This is a genomic window from Kitasatospora sp. NPDC059795 (assembly GCF_042732175.1).
In the GTDB taxonomy this organism is placed as follows: Bacteria; Actinomycetota; Actinomycetes; order Streptomycetales; family Streptomycetaceae; genus Kitasatospora.
The window spans coordinates 115638-135067 of sequence record NZ_JBHWID010000014.1 but is presented as its reverse complement, the minus strand read 5'-3'; the positions used below and the strand labels follow the sequence as shown (position 1 = coordinate 135067).

Here is a 19430-nt window from a genome sequence, read left to right as displayed (position 1 = left end):
CAATGCTGTGTCGATCCAATGAAAGTCGGATTGTAGGCGAAAAGTCCGACCTGATCGGACAGTGGTTCGAACATCCGATCCGCCGAATGGGTGAGGGTATGAGGACTTTAGTGCAGGACGGTCCTGGTTTGACGACGGTTGGGTAACAGGACGTCAGGTACGGCGTCGGGTGTCAGGGGCGAAGGGGAGTGTTGTCGGTATGAGCTACCGGATTCCGCAGCAGCCCACCTCCCTCGAAGAGCTCGCCCGGCGCCAGCAGAACGTGGTGACGGCCAGCCAGTTGCGCGCCCGGGGCGTGCCGGCCCGCCTGGTGAGCGAGCACTGCCGGCAAGGCGGTCCGTGGCAGCGGCTGCTGCCGCGGGTGTACCTGCTGCAGGAGGGCCCGCCGACCCCGGAGCAGCGGATGTGGGCGGCGCTGCTGTACGCGGCGCAGAACGGTCGGGCCGAGGGCGGCCGGGAGCGCGCGGTGATCACCGGGGCGGCGGCGCTGGCGCTGTACGGGTTCGTCTCGATGCCGCGGCTGCCCGCGGTGCTCGGGGTGGAGGTGCTGGTGCCCCGGCAGCGCCGGCTGCGGGACGCCGGGCAGGTTCGGATCCGGCGCACGGAACGGGAGTTGGAGGCCCGGGAGGTGCACGGGCTGGCCTGCGCGCCGGTCGCCCGGGCGGTCGCGGACGCGATCCGCGAGTGGTCCGAGCAGGGCGCGTTCGAGACCGGCAGGGTCGGCCCGGGGCTGCTGCGGGCGGTGCTGCGCGAGGCGCTGGAGCGCCCGGGCGGCTGCGGCGCGGCCGAGCTGCTGGCGGAACTGTCCGAGGCGGACCTGCTGGCGGAGCCGCGGGTGCGTGCGGCGGTGGACGAACTGCTGGCCGCACAACGGGAGTCGGCGCTGTCCTCGCTGATGGAACTGGCCCTGGAACGGGGCCTGCCGCTGCCGCTGCCGGGCCCCGAGCTGCGGATGCGCGGCGGCACGTACATCGCGGTGCCGGATCTCTTCTGGCCGGAGGCGGCGGTGGCGGTGGAGGTGGACTCCGAGCTGCGCTGCGTCAGCGAGGGCGAGGCTGCCTGGGTGCGGGCCGGCCAGCACCGGATGGAGTACCTGGGGGTGCGGGTGGTGTACGTCGGCTCGTCCCGGCTCGCCGCCGAACGGGACGCGGTCGGCGGCGAGTTGGCCGCCGCCCACCGGCTCGGCGGCGAGGACGTGGTGGAGCTGGTGGTCACCGAGCGCTGAACGCCCGGTAGTTGACGATCCGTCAGGCCTGGAGCACCGGCGTGCCGGTCAACTCGACGCCCGCGCCGCGCAGTTCGTCGAGAGCGGCGGCGGTGGTGGCGGGCGCGACGCCGGCCGTCAGGTCGAGCAGGACGCGGGTGGCGAAGCCTTCGCGGGCGGCGTCCAGGGCGGTGGCGCGGACGCAGTGGTCGGTGGCGATGCCGACGACGTCGACGTCGGTGACCCCGCGCTCGTTCAGCCAGTCGGCGAGCGTGCCGCCGTGCTCGTCGAGGCCCTCGAAGCCGCTGTAGGCGGCGGCGTACTCGCCCTTGGAGAAGACCGCCTCGATCGCGCCGGAGGTCACCGAGGGCGCGAAGTTGGGGTGGAAGCCGACGCCTTCGGTGCCGGCCACGCAGTGCGCGGGCCAGGAACGGACGTAGTCCGGTTCGGCGGCGAAGTGCGCACCGGGTTCGATGTGGTGGTCGCGGGTGGCGACGATGTGGGCGTAGCCGGGGGCGGAGTCGGCGATCAGGTCGGTGATCGCGGCCGCGACCTCGGCCCCGCCGGCGACGGCGAGGCTGCCGCCCTCGCAGAAGTCGTTCTGCACGTCGACGACGATCAGGGCCCGGTGCATGACTGGCTTCTCTCCATCGGGTGGTGGGGTCCGGGGCGCGGGGCCCCGGTCGCACGGGTGTCGGGGTGGGGACGGTGGGGCGGTTGGCACTCTAGGGAGTGCCGGGCGGCGGCGGAAGAGTTCAGCCGATGTGCCGCTCGGTGCCGATCACCGGCTCGCCGCGGGACAGCTGGGTGGCGGACAGCGGCAGCGTGGCGCGGGCGCGGCGGTGGCGTTCGCGGGCGTCGTCCAGCGGTTCCCGGCCGACCACCTCGCCGCCGGAGATCAGCGGGACGTGCAGCAGGTACGGCTCCAGTTCGGCGGGCACCGGGCCGGTCCCGACCACCTCGGCCTCGGCGACGCCGTCCGCGTCGGGGCGGCGGGCCGCCCACTTGCGGCCGCCGACGCTGGTCTTGCCGCCGGCCGAGCGCTTGGCGACCGGGACGAGCTCGCCGTCGGCGGAGGTCGCGCGGGCGACCAGCTTGTAGACCATCGCGCAGGTCGGGTGGCCGCTGCCGGTGACCAGGCTGGTGCCGACGCCGTAGCCGTCCACGGGCGCGGCGGCCAGCGCGGCGATGGCGTACTCGTCGAGGTCCGAGGTGACGATGATCTTCGTGTCGGTGGCGCCGAGTTCGTCGAGCTGGCGGCGGACCCGGTGGGCGAGCAGGGTGAGGTCGCCGGAGTCGATCCGGACGGCGCCGAGACGGGGGCCGGCCACCTCGACGGCGGTGCGGACCGCCTCGGCGAGGTCGTAGGTGTCGACCAGCAGCGTGGTGGCGCGGCCCATCGACTCGATCTGTGCGGTGAAGGCGTCCTTCTCGCTGTCGTGCAGCAGGGTGAAGGCGTGCGCGGCGGTGCCGGTGGTCGGGATGCCGTAGGTGAAGCCGGCCTCCAGGTCGGAGGTGGCGGAGAAGCCGGCCAGGTAGGCGGCCCGGGCGGCGGAGACGGCGGCCTGCTCGTGGGCGCGGCGGGCGCCCATCTCGATCACCGGGCGGTCCCCGGCGGCGGCGGTCATCCGGGAGGCCGCGGCGGCGATCGCCGAGTCGTAGTTGAGGATCGACAGGATCACCGTCTCCAGGATCACCGCCTCGGCGAAGCTGCCCTCGACGGTCAGCAGCGGCGAGCCGGGGAAGTACACCTCGCCCTCGGGGTAGCCGTGGATGTCGCCGGTGAAGCGGTAGTCGGCGAGGTGGCGCAGGGTGTCCTCGTCCACCACCCGCTGGTCCGCCAGCCAGTCGAGCTGCGCGGTGGTGAACCGGAAGTTCTCCACGGCGTCCAGCACCCGGCCGGTGCCTGCCAGGACGCCGTAGCGGCGGCCGTTCGGCAGGCGGCGGGTGAACACCTCGAAGACCGAGCGGCGGTGGGCGGCGCCGCTGCGCAGGGCGGCCTGCAGCATGGTCAGCTCGTAGCGGTCAGTGAGCAGCGCGGAGCTGCGCTGCGCGGTGATGGCGTCCATGGGAATGATGCTACTACCACTTAGCGTCAGAGTGACGATTTCCCGTTCCGGCCCGTGTCGGGCGACCCTGATTCGCTCCCGCGTCGCTCGGATGGAAGCATGGGGCGAGGGGAAAGATCGAGGTCGACGAGGAGAGACGGACTGTGAGTGTCGCGCCGGTGGAGATCGAGCGCCCGGAAGTGGAGGGGGTTCCGGTCACGGAGCCGGACACTCCCTGGGTGACCATCGTCCACAACGACCCGGTCAACCTGATGACCTACGTCCAGCACGTCTTCCAGAGCTACTTCGGCTACCCGAAGGACAAGGCGCGCCAGTTGATGATGGACGTGCACACCAAGGGTCGGGCGGTGGTCTCCAGCGGCACCCGCGAGGAGATGGAGCGCGACGTGCAGGCGATGCACGGCTACGGTCTGTGGGCCACCCTGCAGCACGACTGACGGCCCGTCACCACCGATCCACGAGGGACTGATCCGAAACACATGGCCGGTTTGTTCGAGAGCGCCGCGAGCGGCGGCGCGGCGATCCCGCTGGACGAGTTCGAGGCATCCATCCTGCGCTCGCTGGAAGTGCAGATGCTGGAGCTGATCGGCCCGCCGCCCGGCGGCGAGCACGAGGACCCGTTGGCGGCGCTGTTCGCCGAGGGTCCCAGCACCCCGCCCGAGGACCCGGCGCTGCTGCGGCTGTTCCCCGACGCGTACGGCGGCCCGGGCGCGGCCGAGGACCCGCAGGCCGTCGAGATGGCCTCCGAGTTCCGCCGCTACACCGAGCTGGACCTGCGGGCCCGCAAGCGCGAGGACGCCCTCGCGGTGGTGCGGGCGCTGGACGGCCTGGGCGGCGAGGGCGGCGTGGTCGCGGTGGCGGCCGGGGACTGCCCGCGCTGGCTGGGCGCGCTGAACGACCTGCGGCTGACCCTGGGCTCCCGGCTGGAGGTCACCGAGGAGGACGACGACGGCCTGTACGACCTGCCGGAGAGTGACCCGCGCAAGCCGCTGGTGATCGCCTACCTGTGGCTGGGCGCGATGCAGGAGAGCCTGCTGGAGGCGATGGCGGGCTGAGCCGCTCGGCCCGGCCATTCGTTCATATTGTCCGATTGTTCTGAGAAAGCCCGGCAATCGCACGATTGCCGGGCTTCTCCATGATTCACTGCTGCCAGCCAGGGAAGACGGGGCGGGCCGGCCGACCGGTCGGCGCGGACCGGGAGGGCGAGGCGGCCAGATGGCACACGAGACGAACGAGGCGACCGACCCCGTCCCGGACGAGGAGGGCTACGAGCGGGGCCTCGGCAGCCGGCAGATCCAGATGATCGCGATCGGCGGCGCGATCGGCACCGGCCTGTTCCTCGGCGCCGGCACCGCCATCTCCAAGGCCGGCCCGAGCCTGCTGCTCGCCTACGCGGTGGCCGGCGTGGTGATCTTCGTGATCATGCGGGCGCTCGGCGAACTGCTCACCTACCGCCCGGTGTCGGGCAGCTTCGCCGAGTACGCCCGCGAGTTCCTCGGCCCGTTCGCCGGCTTCGTCACCGGCTGGACGTACTGGCTGTTCTGGGTGGTCACCGGCATGGCCGAGACCACCGCCGCCGCCGTCTACGTGCGGTTCTGGGAGCCGGGCGTCCCGCAGTGGGGGACGGCGCTGGTGTTCCTGCTGCTGCTGTACGCCGCCAACCTGATCTCGGTGAAGCTGTTCGGCGAGATCGAGTTCTGGTTCTCCATGGTCAAGGTCACCGCGATCGTCGGCATGATCCTGATCGGCATCGGCGTGCTCGTCTTCGGCTTCTCCGCGGCCGGCGACACCGCCTCGATCACCCACCTGTGGAAGGACGGCGGCTTCTTCCCCAAGGGCGTCGGCGCCACCGTGATGTCCCTGCAGATCGTCATGTTCGCCTACCTGGGCGTGGAGCTGGTCGGCGTCACCGCGGGCGAGAGCGAGAACCCCGAGAAGACCCTGCCGCGGGCGATCAACACCCTGCCGGCCCGCATCGCGCTGTTCTACGTCGGCGCGCTGCTGATCATCCTGTCGCTGGTGCCGTGGTCCGAGTTCGAGCCCGGCGTCAGCCCGTTCGTCGCCGCCTTCGGCAAGGTCGGGATCCCCGCGGCGGCCGGCATCATCAACTTCGTGGTGCTCACCGCGGCGCTGTCCTCCTGCAACTCCGGGATGTACTCCACCGGCCGGATGCTGCGCGACCTGGCGCTGCGCCGACAGGCCCCCGGGCGGCTCACCCGGCTCACCGCCAGCCGCACCCCCGCCGCCGCGATCACCGTCTCCTGCCTGCTGATGGGCGCCGGCGTGGTGCTCAACGCCCTCGTCCCGGAGCGGGCGTTCGAGTACATCACCTCGGTCGCCACGGTCTGCGGCCTGTGGACCTGGGGGGCGATCCTGGCCAGCCAGATCCGCTACCACGCCGCCTGGCGGGCCGGCCGGCTGCCCGCGCCGACCTTCCGCGCGCCCGGCGGGAGCTGGACCCGCTGGGTGGCGCTGGCCTTCCTGGTGATGGTCGCGGTGCTGATCGGCCTCGACCCGACCGCCCGGATCTCGCTGTACGTGTTCCCGGTCTGGGCGGTGCTGCTGATCGTCGGCTACCGGCTGCTGGCCCGCCGCGACCCGGCCGCCGTGCACGGCGATCCGCACTCCCACCTGCACGCCGAAAGCGGCGAATGACCCCTCGCTATCCTGGCCGCATGCTGACCATCACCCGAGAACTGCGCGACCGGATGGTCGCCCACGCCCGCGCCGACCACCCGGACGAGGCCTGCGGCGTGATCGCCGGACCGGCCGGCACCGGCCGACCCGAGCGGTTCGTCCCGATGCTCAACGCGGCCCGCTCGCCCACCTTCTACGAGTTCGACTCCGGCGACCTGCTGAAGCTGTACCGCGAGATGGACGACCTGGACGAGGAACCGGTGGTGATCTACCACTCGCACACCGCCACCGAGGCCTACCCGTCCCGCACCGACGTGAGCTACGCCTCCGAGCCGTTCGCCCACTACGTCCTGGTCTCCACCGCCGAGGGCAACGGCGAGGACGACGCCTACCAGTTCCGCTCGTTCCGCATCGTGGACGGCGTGATCACGGAGGAAGACGTCGAGGTGGTCGAGGCCTACCAGGTCTGAGCCAGGCAGCCCACCGATGGGCCCGCCCGAGCCGCGCTCCGCGTGGCGGGCGGGCCCGTTTTCTCATTGGATGGGACACGCCCGGCCGGATGGTGAGACAAGCATGTCAAAGCGGGGGCGGGAATCTATACGATGAGTCCATGCGTTCCGTCGATGTGAGCATTCAGGCCCCAGGCACCCGCCTCGTGGCACGCCTGCACGTCGACCTGTGCCGGCTCGCCAGCGCGATCTGTCCCGGCACCGCCGCGCGCTGACCGGCTGAGCCGGCCGACAGCCTCCCGATCCTCCCGCCCCGACTGCCCCGGGGCCCTTCTTCCTGCCGTGCCCCGCCCGGTCCGGCAACCGACGTCACTCCACAGGAGCGCAGCCATGGCCATCGAGGTCCGCATCCCGACCATCCTCCGTACCTACACCGACGGCGCCAAGGCCGTCGACGGCAACGGCGCCAACCTCGGGGAGCTCTTCACCGACCTCGACGCCCGGCACCCCGGCATCGCCGCCCGCCTGCTGGACGGCGGCGAGCTGCGCCGCTTCGTCAACGTCTACCTGAACGACGAGGACGTCCGCTTCCTGGACGGCGTGGCCACCGAGCTCTCCGACGGCGACAGCGTCACGATCCTCCCGGCCGTGGCCGGCGGTATGAAGTAATGCGTTACGACAGCCCGATCGAGGCCGTCGGCAACACCCCGCTGGTGCGGCTGCCGCGGCTGTCCGCGGCCGTGCCCGGCAACGAGGACGGCCTGGTCACGCTGTGGGCCAAGCTGGAGGACCGCAACCCGACCGGCTCCATCAAGGACCGCCCGGCGCTGCACATGATCGAGCGTGCCGAGGCCGACGGTCGGCTCACCCCCGGCTGCACCGTCCTGGAGCCGACCAGCGGCAACACCGGCATCTCGCTCGCCATGGCGGCCAAGCTCAAGGGCTACCGGATGGTCTGCGTGATGCCGGAGAACACCAGCGAGGAACGCCGCGAGCTGCTGCGGATGTGGGGCGCGGAGATCATCCCCTCGCCGGCCGCCGGCGGCTCCAACACCGCGGTGCGGATCGCCAAGGAGATCGCCGCCGAGCACCCCGACTGGGTGATGCTCTACCAGTACGGCAACCCGGACAACGCCGGCGCGCACTACCACGGCACCGGCCCGGAGATCCTCGCCGACCTGCCCACCGTCACCCACTTCGTGGCCGGCCTGGGCACCACCGGCACCCTGATGGGCGTCGGCCGGTACCTGCGCGAGAAGGTCCCCGGCGTGCAGATCGTCGCCGCCGAGCCGCGCTACGACGACCTGGTGTACGGCCTGCGCAACCTCGACGAGGGCTTCGTCCCGGAGCTGTACGACGCCGAGGTGCTCACCACCCGCTTCTCGGTCGGCTCCGCCGACGCGGTCGCCCGCACGCGTGAACTGCTCCAGCAGGAGGGCATCTTCGCGGGCGTCTCCACCGGCGCGATCCTGCACGCCGCGCTCGGCGTGGCCCGCAAGGCCGCCCGGGCCGGCGAGCGGGCGGACGTGGTCTTCGTGGTCGCCGACGGCGGCTGGAAGTACCTGTCCACCGGCATCTACACGGCCGAGACCACCGAGGCCGCGGTCGAGGCCCTGCAGGGCCAGCTCTGGGCCTGACGGAACGTCAACTGTACGGCGCGACACCCTCGTTCGGGTGGCGCGCCGTCGGCGTTCCGGGGCGGCCGGGGTGGTCGGGGCTGCGGTCGTACGGTAGGTCGGTCGGATCGTCGGACTGCTGTGACATCCCGGTATTTGTCCGTTCCCGGTGACCGCTCTGTCACGGAACCGCGACCGCGGCACGTCGTGCGACGGCTTCGCGCGACCGCCCCCCAAGGCTGACGGCGCACCCTTGGTTCACCGTCACCGTGGAGGTGGGCGTCCATGCCCGGCCGGAAGCTCTGGTCCTACGTCGAGATCGCCCGCCACATCAACGTGCAGGCCGAGACCGTCCGCAACTACAAGCGCCACGGCCTGCTCCCGCACCCCGACCGGCTGGACCCCGAGGGCCGTCCCCGCTGGTACCCGCAGACCATCCGGCATTGGGCCAGAGCCCGGCCCGGGCGGCGCTGAAACGCCCGCCCCGTCCTGGTGATTCCGCCCACAGCGCGGCACGGGAGAGGGGGCAAAGTGCCGCCCGGCCCTTACCCTCGACACTCAAAGAAGCCGCTCCGCCCCCGGCGGCGCGGACGGCCGCGGACGATGGCCCGACGGGGCGGGAAGGGCTCGGCATGAAACTGACCGTGGTGGGGTGCTCGGGGAGCTTCCCGTCCGTGGACTCCCCGTGCTCCAGCTACCTGGTGGAGGCCGACGGCTACCGCCTGGTCGTCGACCTCGGCAACGGCGCCCTCGGCAACCTGCAGAAGCACACCGGCCTGTACGACGTGGACGCGGTGCTGCTCAGCCACCTGCACGCCGACCACTGCATCGACCTGTGCGCCTACTGGGTGGCCCGCAACTACCGGGTCGAGGGCTGCCCCGACCCGCTGCCCGTCTACGGCCCGACCGGCACCGCGGACCGCCTCGCCCGCGCCTACGACATGCCGGAGAAGCCCGGCATGACCGAGGTCTTCGACTTCCGCGACCTCGCCGACGGCGCCCGGCTGGCACTCGGCCCGCTCACCGTCACCGCGGCCCTCGTCAACCACCTGGAGTCCGAGGCCTACGGCTTCCGGATCGAGCACGGCGGCCGGAGCGTGGTCTACTCCGGCGACACCGGCATCTGCCCGGACCTGGTCGAACTCGCCCGCGGCACCGACCTGTTCCTGTGCGAGGCGGCCTACACCCACGGCAAGGAGACCGTCGAGTCCATCCACCTCAACGGCCGCCAGGCCGGCGAGCACGCCGCCCGGGCCGGGGCCAAGCGCCTGGTGCTCACCCACATTCCGCCGTGGACCGACGCCGAACACAACCGGCGGGACGCCGCGGCCGTCTACCCCGGGCCGGTCGAGCTGGCGCGGGCCGGAGCCGTCTACGAGCTGTGAACCGGCGTCAGCCAGTGGCGGTAGCGCGGGTCCTCGCCGTGCACCGCGGCCCGGTACGCCTGGGCCAGCTTCTTCGTCAACTCACCCTCGTGGGAGGGTAGTTCACGGTTGTCGAGGGAGCCGACCGGGACCACGCCGGCGGCCGTGCCGGAGATGAACACCTCGTCGGCCGCGTACAGGTCCGAGCGCAGCAGCGGCTCCACCCGGACCTCCGCGCCCAGGTCGCGGGCCAGCGTCAGCACGGTGTCCTGGGTGATCCCCTCCAGCGCCCCCGCGCTCGCCGGGGTGGTCCGCAGCACGCCGTCGCGCACCACGAACACGTTCTCCGAACTGCACTCGCTGACCGTCCCGTCGGGGGCCAGCAGCAGTGCCTCGTCGAACCCGGCGTCGGTCGCCTCCCGGCGGGCCAGCGCCGAGTTCAGGTACGGGCCGGTCGCCTTCGCCGCCGGGGGGACGGAGTTGGGGTCGGTGCGCCGCCAGCTGCTGGTCATCAGCCGCAGTCCGCGCCCGGCCGGCAGGTAGGCCGGCCACTCCCAGGACGCGATCGACACGCTCGTGGGGGAGTGGCGCATGTCCAGGCCCATCGAGCCGTAGCCCAGGAACGCCAGGTGCCGCAGGTAGCACTCGCGGTGGCCGTTCGCCGCCACCAGGGCGACCGTGGCCTCGGCCAACTCCTCCGGGGAATACGGCAGTTCGATGCGGAGCATGCGGGCGCTGCGGTCCAGTCGGGCCAGGTGCTCGGGCAGCCGGAACACCGCCGGCCCGTCCGCCGTCCCGAAGACCCGGGTGCCCTCCAGCACCCCCGTCCCGTAGTGCAGCGCATGGGAGAGCACGTGGACGCGCGCCTCGTGCCAGGGCACCAGCGCGCCGTCGAACCAGATCACGGAAGACTCGGGAATCGCCATGCCCGCCATCCTGGGCGGCCCGGCGGCCGTGGCGAAGAGCGTCGGGCCCGCCGGATCGGGCCATGGCCGCGACCGGAGCGGCCGTCTCGGATGGCGGACCCGTCTCGGATGGTGAAAAGCAGACGTCCGCGCAGCGGTCGCGGTCCTAGGCTCCGGAAGGGTGGAGACCAGCACCGCCCTGTACGCCCGACTGCTCGCCGACCCCGGCCGTCCGCTGGACGCGCTGCGGACGGAACTCGACTGCGGGGGAGGGGAGTTCGAACGGGCGCTGGAGGAGCTGCACGCGCTCGGACTGCTCCGGACGACCACCGCCACGGCCAGCGGCCTGGCCGCGGTGTCGATCGACACCGCGGTGCGCCGGCTGCTCGCCGACTCCGACCGCCGCTTCACCGCGCTGCTCGGCGAGGCCCGGCACGCCCACGAGCAGGTGGAACACCTGCACCGCCACTACCTGCCGCTGCGCGCCGCCGCCGCGCACGAACTCGTCCGCGGGCCCGACCGGGTCGCCGCGCTGCTGGAGGACGCCGCGAGAGCCGCCCGGACGGAGGCGCTGTCGCTGCGGCCCGGGCAGGACCAGTCCGAGAACGGCCTCGCCGAGAAGCTCGCCCGCGAACGGATCGCCCTCGCGCACCGGGTCGCACTGCGCACCATCTACCCCGCCGCCGCGCTGCACCAGGCGGCGGTGCTGGCGCACGTCCAGGCGCTCACCGCCGCGGGCGCGAACATCCGGGTCGCGCACACGCTGCCGCTCTGGCTCATCGTGGTGGACTCCCACCTCGCCGTCCTGCCCGCGCCCGGGGAGCCGCCGGGCAGCGCGGCGGTGGTGGTGCGGGACCCGGCGGTGGTGTCGGTGGTGCGGGAGCTGTTCGAGCACTTCTGGGCGGCGAGCTGGGTCCCGCCGGAGCTGCTGGGCAGGACCGCGCCGGACGACCGGCACCGGGAGGTGCTGAGGCTGCTGGCGGCGGGGCTGACGGATCAGGCGATCGGGCGGAAGCTGGAGATCTCGGACCGGACGGTACGGAGGCTGGTGGCGGACCTGACGGCGGCGCTGGGGGCGCAGTCGCGGTTCCAGGCGGGGGTGCACGCGGCCCGTCTGGGGTGGATCTGAACGCCGTCGTCGCCCGCGCGTGCCCTGCTCACCCGTCCTCGAAGCCTTCGTCCTCCTCCCTCCCCGGCGTCCTGAGGTCGAAGCGGAGGATGACGAAGCGGAAGGTCGTGTAGTAGACCGCCGCGATGACCAGGCCGATCGGGATGATCAGCCAGGGTCTGGTGGCGTAGCCCCAGTTGAGGACGTAGTCGATGACGCCGGCGGAGAAGGTGAAGCCGTGGTGGACGCCGAGGGCCCAGGTGACGGCCATGGAGAGGCCGGTGAGGAGGGCGTGGGCGGCGTAGAGGGCGGGGGCGATGAAGACGAAGGCGAATTCGATGGGCTCGGTGATGCCGGTGACGAAGGAGGTCAGCGCGAGGGAGATCATCATGCCGAGGACGGCCCGGCGGCGTTCGGGGCGGGCGCAGTGGGCGATGGCCAGGGCCGCGGCGGGGAGGCCGAACATCATGACGGGGAAGAAGCCGGACATGAACTGACCGGCGCTGGGGTCGAGTTGGAAGAAGCGGGTCTGGTCGCCGTGGAAGGTGCGGTCGCCGACGGTGTAGCTGCCGGCCTGCTGCCAGAAGAAGGTGTTGGCGAACTGGTGGAGGCCGAACGGGAGCAGGCCGCGGTTGATCAGGCCGTAGATGCCGGAGCCGACGGCGCCGAGGCCGATCACCCAGTTGCTGAAGGAGTCGACGACGGAGCCGATCGGTCCCCAGCAGAGGCCGAAGAAGACCCCGAGGCCGGTGCCGACGAAGGCCATCACGATGGGGACCAGGCGGCGGCCGTTGAAGAAGCCGAGCCAGTCGACCAGGCGGGTGCGGTGCAGGCGCTGCCACAGGAAGGCGGAGAGCAGCCCGACGACGACTCCGCCGAGGACGCCGGGGTCCTGGTAGGTGGCCTCGATGTCCTTGCCGGGGAGCACCTGGTAAGGGGTCTTGGGGAAGGCGGTGAGGACCTGGTGGTAGGTCAGGAAGCCGACCAGCGCGGCGAGGGCGGTGGAACCGTCGGACTTCTTCGCGCCGCCGATCGCGATGCCGACGCAGAACAGCAGCGGCATCCAGTCGAAGACGGCGTGGCCGGAGGCGGCGAAGACCTCGGCGACCTTGGTCCAGCCGAGGCCGCGGGTGCCGAAGACGTCGTCCTGGCCGAGGCGGAGCAGGATGCCGGCGGCGGGCAGGACGGCGATCGGGAGCTGGAGGCTGCGGCCGACCTTCTGCAGGGCGGGGAAGACCCGGGAGGCCAGGGTCCGTATCCCCGGTGCCGCCTGCGAGTTCGGTGCGGTCGTGCTCATAGCGGGCGGTTCCTCACGGCAGCGCGATCCTGGTCTAGACCACTGGTCCAGTCCAGTTTCTAGCACGCGCCGTAGAGGCTCCGTAACCCTCCGAAGGTCCGCCCCCGGCAAGCGCTGCGCAATCGAAACCTGCGCCCCCGGTGGGGAATTGTCTCCCACCGGGGGCGCGCGGGGCGAATTCGTCAGGCCTTGGTGACGTCCTCGACCTCGTCCTCGTCCTCTCGGCCGGGTGTCTTCAGGTCGAATTTGACGATCACGAATCGGAAGAGCACGTAATAGACCGCCGCGAAACAGAGGCCGATCGGGATGATCAGCCAGGGTTTGGTGGCCAGGCCCCAGTTGATCACGTAGTCGAGCAGGCCGGCCGAGAAGCTGAAGCCGTCATGGACGCCGAGGGCCCAGGTGATCGCCATCGAGGCGCCGGTGAGCAGGGCGTGGATGCCGTAGAGCAGCGGGGCGACGTAGGCGAAGGAGTACTCGATGGGCTCGGTGACGCCGGTGACGAAGGAGGTCAGCGCGACGGAGGTCATCAGGCCGTAGATTTCCTTGCGGCGGTGCGGCTTGGCGGAGGCGGCGATGGCCATCGCGGCGGCGGGCAGGGCGAACATCATGATCGGGAAGAAGCCGGAGAGGAACTGGCCCGCGGTCGGGTCGCCGGCCAGGAAGCGGCCGATGTCGCCGGTGGCGGTCTTGCCGGTCTCGGGGTTGGTGTAGGTGCCGAACTGGAACCAGACGAAGGTGTTCAGCAGCTGGTGCATGCCGACCAGCAGCAGGGCGCGGTTGGCGACGCCGAAGATGCCGGAGCCGCCGGCGCCGAGGTCGGCCAGCCACTTGGAGAAGTCCGTCAGGCCGGTGCCGATCGGCTGCCAGATCCACACCATCAGCGAGCCGAAGAGCAGGCCGACCAGGGCGGTGATCATCGGGACCAGGCGCCGGCCGTTGAAGAAGCCCAGCCAGTCGACCAGCTTGACCCGGTGGTAGCGCACCCACAGCCAGGCCGAGAAGAGGCCCATCAGGATGCCGCCGAGCACGCCGGGATTCTGGAAGTCCACCTTGATGGCGGTCTTGGCCTCGAAGTCGATGCAGACCGTCTGTTCGAGCACCGAGGGCGTCGGGCAGGCCTTCGGGAAGGCCTGCAGGACGCCGTAGTAGACCAGGAAGCCCGCGACCGCGGCCAGCGCGGTGGAGCCGTCGGCCTTCTTGGCCATGCCGATCGCCACGCCGATGCAGAACAGCAGCGGCAGGCCGAGCGCCGGGTTGAGGAGCGCGCCGCCGGCCGCGCCGATGGCGGTGGCGACGCGGTCCCAGCCGAGGCCGTTCTTGCCGAAGATGTCGTCCTGGCCGAAGCGGTTCAGGATGCCGGCGGCAGGCAGGACGGCGACCGGCAGCTGGAGGCTGCGGCCCATCTTCTGCAGGCCGCCGTAGAAGGTGTGCCACCAGGTGCTCTGATGAGCCGTGGCGCCCGCTGAACTCATTGGTCGGCCTCCGTTTCCGTGCCCGTCCGGTCTCTGGGTGGGGCCAGGAACACCGGCGGACCGTCCGGCGTTGTCGGAGTACACCTACAATTGGTGTAGACCATTTCTGAGGCCGGGGGCGGTCCGCCGGGTTCGCGAGCCCGACGCTCGTCATCCTCGGGCGGTCACGGAGCGGGCCGCGCGCGGAGCTGGTCCGAACGTGGATCAACATGGCATATCGTCCGGAATCGGGTGATGCTGGTCGCGCCGTCGGAAAGCGCGGCAGACTGATCCCGAGTCACTTCCGGCCGGTACCACCGCACACGCAGTACGGCACCCTGGCGACCGACCGCCGGAGCGCCGAGACAGAGGGAGAAAGACCATGGCCAGCAAGGCTGAGAAGATCGTCGCCGGTCTCGGCGGAATCGACAACATCGAAGAGGTCGAGGGCTGCATCACCCGGCTGCGCACCGAGGTCATCGACCCCTCCAAGGTCGACGAGGCGGCGCTCAAGGCGGCCGGCGCGCACGGCGTGGTGAAGATGGGAACGGCCATCCAGGTCGTCATCGGCACCGACGCCGACCCGATCGCCGCCGACATCGAAGACATGATGTGAGAACCGAGCCCCCGACGGCCCGCCCCGGATCCCCGGCGGCGGGCCGTCGCACGTCCGGGGCCGTCGCGCGTCCGAGGTGGGGGACGGCCGGGGACGGGGCGGGGTCGCGAGCCGGACGGGATACGCTCGTCGGCATGTCACGTATCGACGGCCGCACCGCCGACCAGCTCCGTCCCATCACCATCGAGCGGGGCTGGAGCAAGCACGCCGAAGGCTCCGTCCTGGTCTCCTACGGCGACACCAAGGTGCTGTGCACCGCCAGCGTCACCGAGGGCGTCCCGCGCTGGCGCAAGGGCAGCGGCGAGGGCTGGGTCACCGCCGAGTACGCCATGCTGCCGCGTGCCACCAACACCCGCGGCGACCGCGAGTCGGTCCGCGGCAAGATCGGCGGCCGCACCCACGAGATCAGCCGGCTGATCGGCCGCTCGCTGCGCGCCGTGGTCGACCACCGGGCGCTCGCCGAGAACACCTTCGTGCTGGACTGCGACGTCCTCCAGGCCGACGGCGGCACCCGCACCGCCGCCATCACCGGCGCGTACGTGGCGCTGGTCGACGCCGTCTCCTGGGCCCGCGAGAAGAAGCTGCTGCGCGCCAAGGGCCAGCCGATCACCGGCGGCGTCAGCGCCGTCAGCGTCGGCATCATCGACGGCGTCCCGATGCTCGACCTCCGCTACGAGGAGGACGTCCGGGCCGAGACCGACATGAACATCGTCTGCACCTCCGACGGGCGCTTCGTCGAGGTCCAGGGCACCGCCGAGGGCGCCCCGTTCGACCGCGACCTGCTCAACCAGCTGCTCGACCTGGGCAGCCTCGGCTGCGCCGAGCTCGACGAGATCCAGCGCAAGGCGCTCGGCCTGTAGTCCTGCCCGAGGGAACCGCGGTGGGCCGAACGGCCGTCAGAACCCGAGGAGCGGCCCGCGTGTGCTGTACAGCCACGCGGGCAGACCCTTAACGTTCGCTGTGAGCCCGCACACCCTCCTGGAGGACTCGTCGATGCAGCAGCCGCTCAGCATCAACCGCACCACCGTGCTCGCCGTCGCCGGGCTGGTGCTGATCCTGCCGCTGAGCGCGGTCAGCTGCTCCGCCGCGGAGAAGGCGGTGAGCTGCGCCAACACCGCGGTGCAGATCTCCACCGACGTGGCGGACCTCGGCACCGCGTACAACAACGCGGACAAGGACCCGGCCGCCGCCGGGAAGGCCGTGCAGAAGATCAAGGGCGACCTGGACAAGATCGGCCGCAACTCCGGCGACGCCGACCTGGCCAAGGCCGTCGGCGACCTCCAGACCCAGGTCGACAAGGTGCAGAAGGCCATCGACAACCACGAGACGCCCGACCTCGGGCCGCTCGGGGACGCCGCCGGGCGGGTCAGCAAGGTGTGCACGGGCTGAGCGCGGCAGGTGGTCGGGCTTGCCCAGTGCCGCGGCACTAGGCTTGCGGGCATGACCAAGCGCCTCGTTCTCGCCACCCGTAACCAGCACAAGGTCGCCGAGCTGCGCGACATCCTCGGCGCGGCCGGACTGGACGTCGAGCTGGTCGGCGCGGACGCCTTCCCCGAGATCCCGGACGTCCCGGAGACCGGCGTGACCTTCGCCGAGAACGCCCTGCTGAAGGCGCACGCGCTGGCCCGCGCCACCGGACTCCCCGCGGTCGCGGACGACTCGGGCCTGTGCGTGGACGTGCTCGGCGGCGCGCCCGGCATCTTCTCCGCCCGCTGGGCCGGCCGGCACGGCGACGACAAGGCCAACCTGGACCTGCTGCTCGCCCAGCTCGGCGACATCGCCCCCGAGCACCGCGCCGCGTCCTTCGCCTGCGCCGCCGCGCTCGCCCTGCCCGACGGCACCGAGCGGGTGGTCGAGGGCCGCCTGCACGGCACCCTGCGCACCGAGCCGGCCGGCGCCAACGGCTTCGGCTACGACCCGATCCTGCAGCCGCTCGGCGAGAGCCGGACGTGCGCGGAGCTGAGCGCCGAGGAGAAGAACGCGATCAGCCACCGCGGCCAGGCGTTCCGCTCGCTCGCCCCGGTGGTGGCCGAACTGCTCGGCTGAGACGCCGCGTCGACATGCGAAGGGCCCGTCCGGAACGTTCCGGACGGGCCCTTCGCGACATGTGCGGCCTGAGGGACTCGAACCCTCACGAGATTGCTCTCACGGGCACCTAAAACCCGGGCGTCTGCCAATTCCGCCAAGACCGCAGGCAGCGACTTCTCCGTCATGCTACTTGGCCGTCACCTCGGCGTGCACCACCCTTTCGGGCGGCGTTCGGGCGCTCACCGGGGTGGCTGAGAATTGGTACAGACCTATTGACCAGTGTGGTCCAGACCACGTACGTTCGCGCCGCGTCATTCCTCCCCCACGGCGTCCGGTCCCCCTGCCGGGCGCGAGCATTGGAGCGACCCATGCCCGAACGCCCCGCCCGTAGAAGTCCGTTGAAGGCCGGCACGGTGCTGGCGACCGCGACCGCCCTGGTCGCCGGAGCCGCCGGACTGGTCACCGTGATCGGCGGCGCCTCCTCGGCCGCCACCGTGAACCTGCTGGTCAACGGAGACTTCGAGACCGGCACGCTGTCCGGCTGGAGCTGCTCCGGCGGCCTCGGCTCGATCACCTCCACCGCGCCGCACGGCGGCGGCAAGGCGCTGCAGGCGGCGGCCTCCGCGGCCGACACCGCGCAGTGCTCGCAGACCGTCGCGGTCAGCCCGAACACCACGTACAGCCTGAGCGGCTGGCTGAAGGGCAACTACGCCTACCTGGGCGTCACCGGCACCGGCACCACCGACACCAACGCCTGGGGCTCCAGCGCGGATTGGGTGAACCGCAGCGCCACCTTCACCACCGGCGCCGCCACCACCTCGGTGACGGTCTACACCCACGGCTGGTACGGCCAGGGGACGTACTACGCGGACGACCTGACGCTCACCGGCCCGGGCGGCGGTTCGGGCTCGGCCAGTCCGTCGGCGAGCACGAGTGCGAGCGCGAGCGCGTCGGCGTCGGCGTCGGCCAGTGCCTCCCCGAGCAGCAGCAACAGCCCGTCGCCGTCGGCCAGTTCCTCGCCGACCGGGTCGCCGGGCGGGGACGGGGTGGTGACCACGCCGACCGGGGTGAGCGCGAGCGTCGCGGGCACCGCGGTGACGTTGAAGTGGAACGCCTCCGCCGACAACGCGCAGAACGGCAACAGCGCGGTGTATCGGATCTTCTCCGGCGGCGTGCAGACCGCCACCTCGATGGGCACTGCGGTGACGGTCTCCTCGCTGCTGCCCAACACCGCCTACACCTTCACCGTGCAGGGCTACGACAAGGACGGCCACAGCAGCGGCTATTCGGCGCCGGTCACCGTGACCACCGGCGCGGCGCCCACCGGGCCGCTGAAGTCCGCGTACTTCGCGCAGTGGGGGATCTACGGCAACAAGTACTACCCGTCCACCATGGCGGCCACCGGCGCGGCGGGCGGGCTGAACACCATGACGTACGCGTTCGCCAACATCAACCCGTCCACGCTGAGCTGCTTCGAGACCATCAAGGCCGCGGACACCAACGACAACAACCCGAACGCCGGCGACGGCGCGGGCGACGCGTTCGCGGACTACCAGAAGGGCTACACCTCGGACATCTCGGTGGACGGCACCACCGACGCCTGGACCCAGCCGCTGAAGGGCAACTTCAACCAGCTGCGGGAGCTGAAGGCGAAGTACCCGAACCTGAAGATCACCATGTCGCTGGGCGGTTGGACCTACTCGAAGTACTTCTCGGACGCGGCGGCCACCGACGCCTCGCGCAAGAAGCTGGTCTCCTCCTGCCTCGACATGTTCATCAAGGGCAACCTGCCCTCGATCCAGGGCGACATCACCGGCGGCGCCGCCGCCGCGATGGGCGTCTTCGACGGCATCGACATCGACTGGGAGTACCCGGCCTCCGCCGGCGGCCACACCGGCAACCACTCGACGGCCGCCGACACCGCCAACTTCACCGCGCTGCTGGCCGAGTTCCGCAACCAGCTGGACGCGTACGGGCAGACCGTCGGCAAGAAGTACCTGCTCACCGCGGCGCTGCCGAGCGGCCAGGACAAGATCGCGCTGCTGCAGACCGACCAGATCGGAAAGTACCTGGACTACGGCAACGTGATGTCCTACGACATGCACGGCGCCTGGGAGGCCACCGGCCCGACGAACCTCCAGGACCCGCTGTACGACAGCCCGAACGACCCGAGCAACGTGGTCTCCCCGGGCACCCAGAAGTACACCGTGGACAACGCGGTCAACGCCTACCTGAACGGCGCCCCCGCGTACGGCATCAAGGGCGGGTTCCCGGCCAAGAAGCTGGCGCTGGGCGTGCCGTTCTACTTCCGCGGCTGGACCGGCGTCCCGGCCGGCTCCGACCACGGCCTGTACCAGACCGCGACCGGCCCGGCCGGGGCGCAGGGCACCAGCCAGACCGCCGGCGTGGCGTTCTGGAAGGAGCTGGCGGCGGCCGGCAAGACCACCGGCTCCACCGTGCACTGGGACCCGACCACGCAGAGCTCGTGGATCTACGACGGCGCCAACCTGTGGACCGGTGACACCCCGCAGGCCATCGCGGCGCGCGGCGCGTACGCCACGAGCAAGGGGCTGGGTGGCATATTCGCCTACTCGCTGGAGGGCGACGACCCGTCCGGTTCGCTGGTCAACGCGATGACCGGAAGCATGAAGTAGCGTCAACTCACCCTGGGAAAGGCCGGATC

The 19430-nt window shown here is 71.5% G+C and carries 21 protein-coding genes and 1 tRNA gene; 16 read left to right on the top strand and 6 right to left on the bottom strand.

Features of this window, described 5'->3' with window-relative positions:
- The first annotated feature begins 199 nt into the window (after nucleotides 1-199).
- Nucleotides 200-1225 (top strand): hypothetical protein, encoded by a 1026-nt coding sequence (locus ACFV4P_RS26480; RefSeq protein WP_380475160.1) that lies wholly within the window; start codon nucleotides 200-202, stop codon nucleotides 1223-1225.
- A 22-nt stretch (nucleotides 1226-1247) separates the two neighbouring features.
- Here the strand turns inward: ACFV4P_RS26480 and ACFV4P_RS26475 are convergent, their stop codons facing one another.
- A complete protein-coding gene (locus ACFV4P_RS26475) occupies nucleotides 1248-1838 on the bottom strand; it encodes an isochorismatase family protein (protein WP_380475158.1) in 591 nt (196 codons plus the stop codon).
- Between the two features lie 121 nt (nucleotides 1839-1959).
- Nucleotides 1960-3273 (bottom strand): nicotinate phosphoribosyltransferase, encoded by a 1314-nt coding sequence (locus ACFV4P_RS26470; RefSeq protein WP_380475156.1) that lies wholly within the window; start codon nucleotides 3271-3273, stop codon nucleotides 1960-1962.
- 143 nt (nucleotides 3274-3416) lie between these two features.
- On the opposite strand from ACFV4P_RS26470, the gene clpS reads away from it, so the two are divergent.
- The 9 genes from clpS to ACFV4P_RS26425 all read left to right on the top strand — a co-directional run bounded on the left by clpS (nucleotide 3417) and on the right by ACFV4P_RS26425 (nucleotide 9360).
- Nucleotides 3417-3710, top strand: coding sequence for an ATP-dependent Clp protease adapter ClpS (gene clpS / locus ACFV4P_RS26465; protein WP_073815331.1), 294 nt, complete (start codon nucleotides 3417-3419; stop codon nucleotides 3708-3710).
- Between the two features lie 42 nt (nucleotides 3711-3752).
- On the top strand, nucleotides 3753-4328 hold the full coding sequence (locus ACFV4P_RS26460; protein WP_380475154.1) for a DUF2017 domain-containing protein: 576 nt from the start codon (nucleotides 3753-3755) through the stop codon (nucleotides 4326-4328).
- A 160-nt stretch (nucleotides 4329-4488) separates the two neighbouring features.
- A complete protein-coding gene (locus ACFV4P_RS26455; RefSeq protein WP_380475152.1) occupies nucleotides 4489-5928 on the top strand; it encodes an amino acid permease in 1440 nt (479 codons plus the stop codon).
- Between the two features lie 20 nt (nucleotides 5929-5948).
- Nucleotides 5949-6380 carry a Mov34/MPN/PAD-1 family protein gene (locus ACFV4P_RS26450; protein WP_380475150.1) on the top strand — a complete coding sequence of 144 codons (432 nt, stop codon included), beginning with the start codon at nucleotides 5949-5951 and terminating at the stop codon, nucleotides 6378-6380.
- Nucleotides 6381-6520: 140 nt separating this feature from the next.
- Nucleotides 6521-6634 (top strand): putative leader peptide, encoded by a 114-nt coding sequence (locus tag ACFV4P_RS26445; RefSeq protein ID WP_338015809.1) that lies wholly within the window; start codon nucleotides 6521-6523, stop codon nucleotides 6632-6634.
- Between the two features lie 115 nt (nucleotides 6635-6749).
- Entirely contained in the window at nucleotides 6750-7028 is a 279-nt protein-coding gene (locus tag ACFV4P_RS26440; protein WP_380475148.1) for a MoaD/ThiS family protein, read from the top strand.
- A complete protein-coding gene (locus ACFV4P_RS26435; protein WP_380475146.1) occupies nucleotides 7028-7996 on the top strand; it encodes a PLP-dependent cysteine synthase family protein in 969 nt (322 codons plus the stop codon). The genes ACFV4P_RS26440 and ACFV4P_RS26435 overlap by 1 nt, the downstream gene beginning before the upstream one ends.
- A 264-nt stretch (nucleotides 7997-8260) precedes the next feature.
- Complete coding sequence (locus ACFV4P_RS26430; protein WP_073815317.1) at nucleotides 8261-8449, top strand: MarR family transcriptional regulator; 189 nt, start codon at nucleotides 8261-8263, stop codon at nucleotides 8447-8449.
- Nucleotides 8450-8607: 158 nt separating this feature from the next.
- Nucleotides 8608-9360: an MBL fold metallo-hydrolase gene (locus ACFV4P_RS26425; RefSeq protein WP_380475142.1), complete on the top strand. Its 753-nt coding sequence runs from the start codon at nucleotides 8608-8610 to the stop codon at nucleotides 9358-9360.
- On the opposite strand, the gene ACFV4P_RS26420 is transcribed toward ACFV4P_RS26425, so the two are convergent.
- On the bottom strand, nucleotides 9348-10265 hold the full coding sequence (locus ACFV4P_RS26420) for a branched-chain amino acid transaminase (protein ID WP_073815314.1): 918 nt from the start codon (nucleotides 10263-10265) through the stop codon (nucleotides 9348-9350). The genes ACFV4P_RS26425 and ACFV4P_RS26420 overlap by 13 nt on opposite strands.
- Before the next feature lie 160 nt (nucleotides 10266-10425).
- On the opposite strand from ACFV4P_RS26420, the gene ACFV4P_RS26415 reads away from it, so the two are divergent.
- Nucleotides 10426-11373 carry a LuxR C-terminal-related transcriptional regulator gene (locus ACFV4P_RS26415; protein WP_380475140.1) on the top strand — a complete coding sequence of 316 codons (948 nt, stop codon included), beginning with the start codon at nucleotides 10426-10428 and terminating at the stop codon, nucleotides 11371-11373.
- A 28-nt stretch (nucleotides 11374-11401) separates the two neighbouring features.
- Here ACFV4P_RS26415 and ACFV4P_RS26410 read toward each other — a convergent pair whose 3' ends face one another.
- The gene (locus ACFV4P_RS26410) at nucleotides 11402-12649 is read right to left on the bottom strand and encodes a PTS transporter subunit EIIC (protein ID WP_380475138.1); all 1248 of its coding nucleotides are present in this window, start codon (nucleotides 12647-12649) and stop codon (nucleotides 11402-11404) included.
- 182 nt (nucleotides 12650-12831) lie between these two features.
- A complete protein-coding gene (locus tag ACFV4P_RS26405) occupies nucleotides 12832-14124 on the bottom strand; it encodes a PTS transporter subunit EIIC (RefSeq protein WP_380475136.1) in 1293 nt (430 codons plus the stop codon).
- A 361-nt stretch (nucleotides 14125-14485) separates the two neighbouring features.
- Between ACFV4P_RS26405 and ACFV4P_RS26400 the strand changes: the two genes are divergently transcribed.
- From ACFV4P_RS26400 to rdgB, 4 genes are all read left to right on the top strand, one after another.
- Nucleotides 14486-14719: a glucose PTS transporter subunit EIIB gene (locus ACFV4P_RS26400; RefSeq protein WP_019886687.1), complete on the top strand. Its 234-nt coding sequence runs from the start codon at nucleotides 14486-14488 to the stop codon at nucleotides 14717-14719.
- 134 nt (nucleotides 14720-14853) lie between these two features.
- Nucleotides 14854-15579 (top strand): ribonuclease PH, encoded by a 726-nt coding sequence (rph, locus tag ACFV4P_RS26395; protein ID WP_073815306.1) that lies wholly within the window; start codon nucleotides 14854-14856, stop codon nucleotides 15577-15579.
- Nucleotides 15580-15679: 100 nt separating this feature from the next.
- Nucleotides 15680-16108 (top strand): hypothetical protein, encoded by a 429-nt coding sequence (locus ACFV4P_RS26390; protein WP_380475134.1) that lies wholly within the window; start codon nucleotides 15680-15682, stop codon nucleotides 16106-16108.
- A gap of 51 nt (nucleotides 16109-16159) precedes the next feature.
- Nucleotides 16160-16765: an RdgB/HAM1 family non-canonical purine NTP pyrophosphatase gene (gene rdgB, locus ACFV4P_RS26385; protein WP_380475132.1), complete on the top strand. Its 606-nt coding sequence runs from the start codon at nucleotides 16160-16162 to the stop codon at nucleotides 16763-16765.
- A gap of 62 nt (nucleotides 16766-16827) precedes the next feature.
- Here the strand turns inward: rdgB and ACFV4P_RS26380 are convergent.
- A tRNA-Leu gene (locus ACFV4P_RS26380) sits at nucleotides 16828-16911 on the bottom strand.
- Nucleotides 16912-17115: 204 nt separating this feature from the next.
- Here ACFV4P_RS26380 and ACFV4P_RS26375 point away from each other — a divergent pair.
- Nucleotides 17116-19401: a glycosyl hydrolase family 18 protein gene (locus ACFV4P_RS26375; protein ID WP_380475130.1), complete on the top strand. Its 2286-nt coding sequence runs from the start codon at nucleotides 17116-17118 to the stop codon at nucleotides 19399-19401.
- Nucleotides 19402-19430 lie beyond the last annotated feature (29 nt).

Excerpts from the sequence above, each read along its gene's own strand:
- ACFV4P_RS26480 (WP_380475160.1), top strand. The coding sequence starts at position 200 with ATGAGCTACCGGATTCCGCAGCAGCCCACCTCCCTCGAAGAGCTCGCC.
- ACFV4P_RS26475 (WP_380475158.1), bottom strand. The coding sequence starts at position 1,838 with ATGCACCGGGCCCTGATCGTCGTCGACGTGCAGAACGACTTCTGCGAG.
- ACFV4P_RS26470 (WP_380475156.1), bottom strand. The coding sequence starts at position 3,273 with ATGGACGCCATCACCGCGCAGCGCAGCTCCGCGCTGCTCACTGACCGC.
- ACFV4P_RS26460 (WP_380475154.1), top strand. The coding sequence starts at position 3,753 with ATGGCCGGTTTGTTCGAGAGCGCCGCGAGCGGCGGCGCGGCGATCCCG.
- ACFV4P_RS26455 (WP_380475152.1), top strand. The coding sequence starts at position 4,489 with ATGGCACACGAGACGAACGAGGCGACCGACCCCGTCCCGGACGAGGAG.
- ACFV4P_RS26450 (WP_380475150.1), top strand. The coding sequence starts at position 5,949 with ATGCTGACCATCACCCGAGAACTGCGCGACCGGATGGTCGCCCACGCC.
- ACFV4P_RS26445 (WP_338015809.1), top strand. The coding sequence starts at position 6,521 with ATGCGTTCCGTCGATGTGAGCATTCAGGCCCCAGGCACCCGCCTCGTG.
- ACFV4P_RS26440 (WP_380475148.1), top strand. The coding sequence starts at position 6,750 with ATGGCCATCGAGGTCCGCATCCCGACCATCCTCCGTACCTACACCGAC.
- ACFV4P_RS26435 (WP_380475146.1), top strand. The coding sequence starts at position 7,028 with ATGCGTTACGACAGCCCGATCGAGGCCGTCGGCAACACCCCGCTGGTG.
- ACFV4P_RS26430 (WP_073815317.1), top strand. The coding sequence starts at position 8,261 with ATGCCCGGCCGGAAGCTCTGGTCCTACGTCGAGATCGCCCGCCACATC.
- ACFV4P_RS26425 (WP_380475142.1), top strand. The coding sequence starts at position 8,608 with ATGAAACTGACCGTGGTGGGGTGCTCGGGGAGCTTCCCGTCCGTGGAC.
- ACFV4P_RS26420 (WP_073815314.1), bottom strand. The coding sequence starts at position 10,265 with ATGGCGATTCCCGAGTCTTCCGTGATCTGGTTCGACGGCGCGCTGGTG.
- ACFV4P_RS26410 (WP_380475138.1), bottom strand. The coding sequence starts at position 12,649 with ATGAGCACGACCGCACCGAACTCGCAGGCGGCACCGGGGATACGGACC.
- ACFV4P_RS26405 (WP_380475136.1), bottom strand. The coding sequence starts at position 14,124 with ATGAGTTCAGCGGGCGCCACGGCTCATCAGAGCACCTGGTGGCACACC.
- ACFV4P_RS26400 (WP_019886687.1), top strand. The coding sequence starts at position 14,486 with ATGGCCAGCAAGGCTGAGAAGATCGTCGCCGGTCTCGGCGGAATCGAC.
- rph (WP_073815306.1), top strand. The coding sequence starts at position 14,854 with ATGTCACGTATCGACGGCCGCACCGCCGACCAGCTCCGTCCCATCACC.
- rdgB (WP_380475132.1), top strand. The coding sequence starts at position 16,160 with ATGACCAAGCGCCTCGTTCTCGCCACCCGTAACCAGCACAAGGTCGCC.
- ACFV4P_RS26375 (WP_380475130.1), top strand. The coding sequence starts at position 17,116 with ATGCCCGAACGCCCCGCCCGTAGAAGTCCGTTGAAGGCCGGCACGGTG.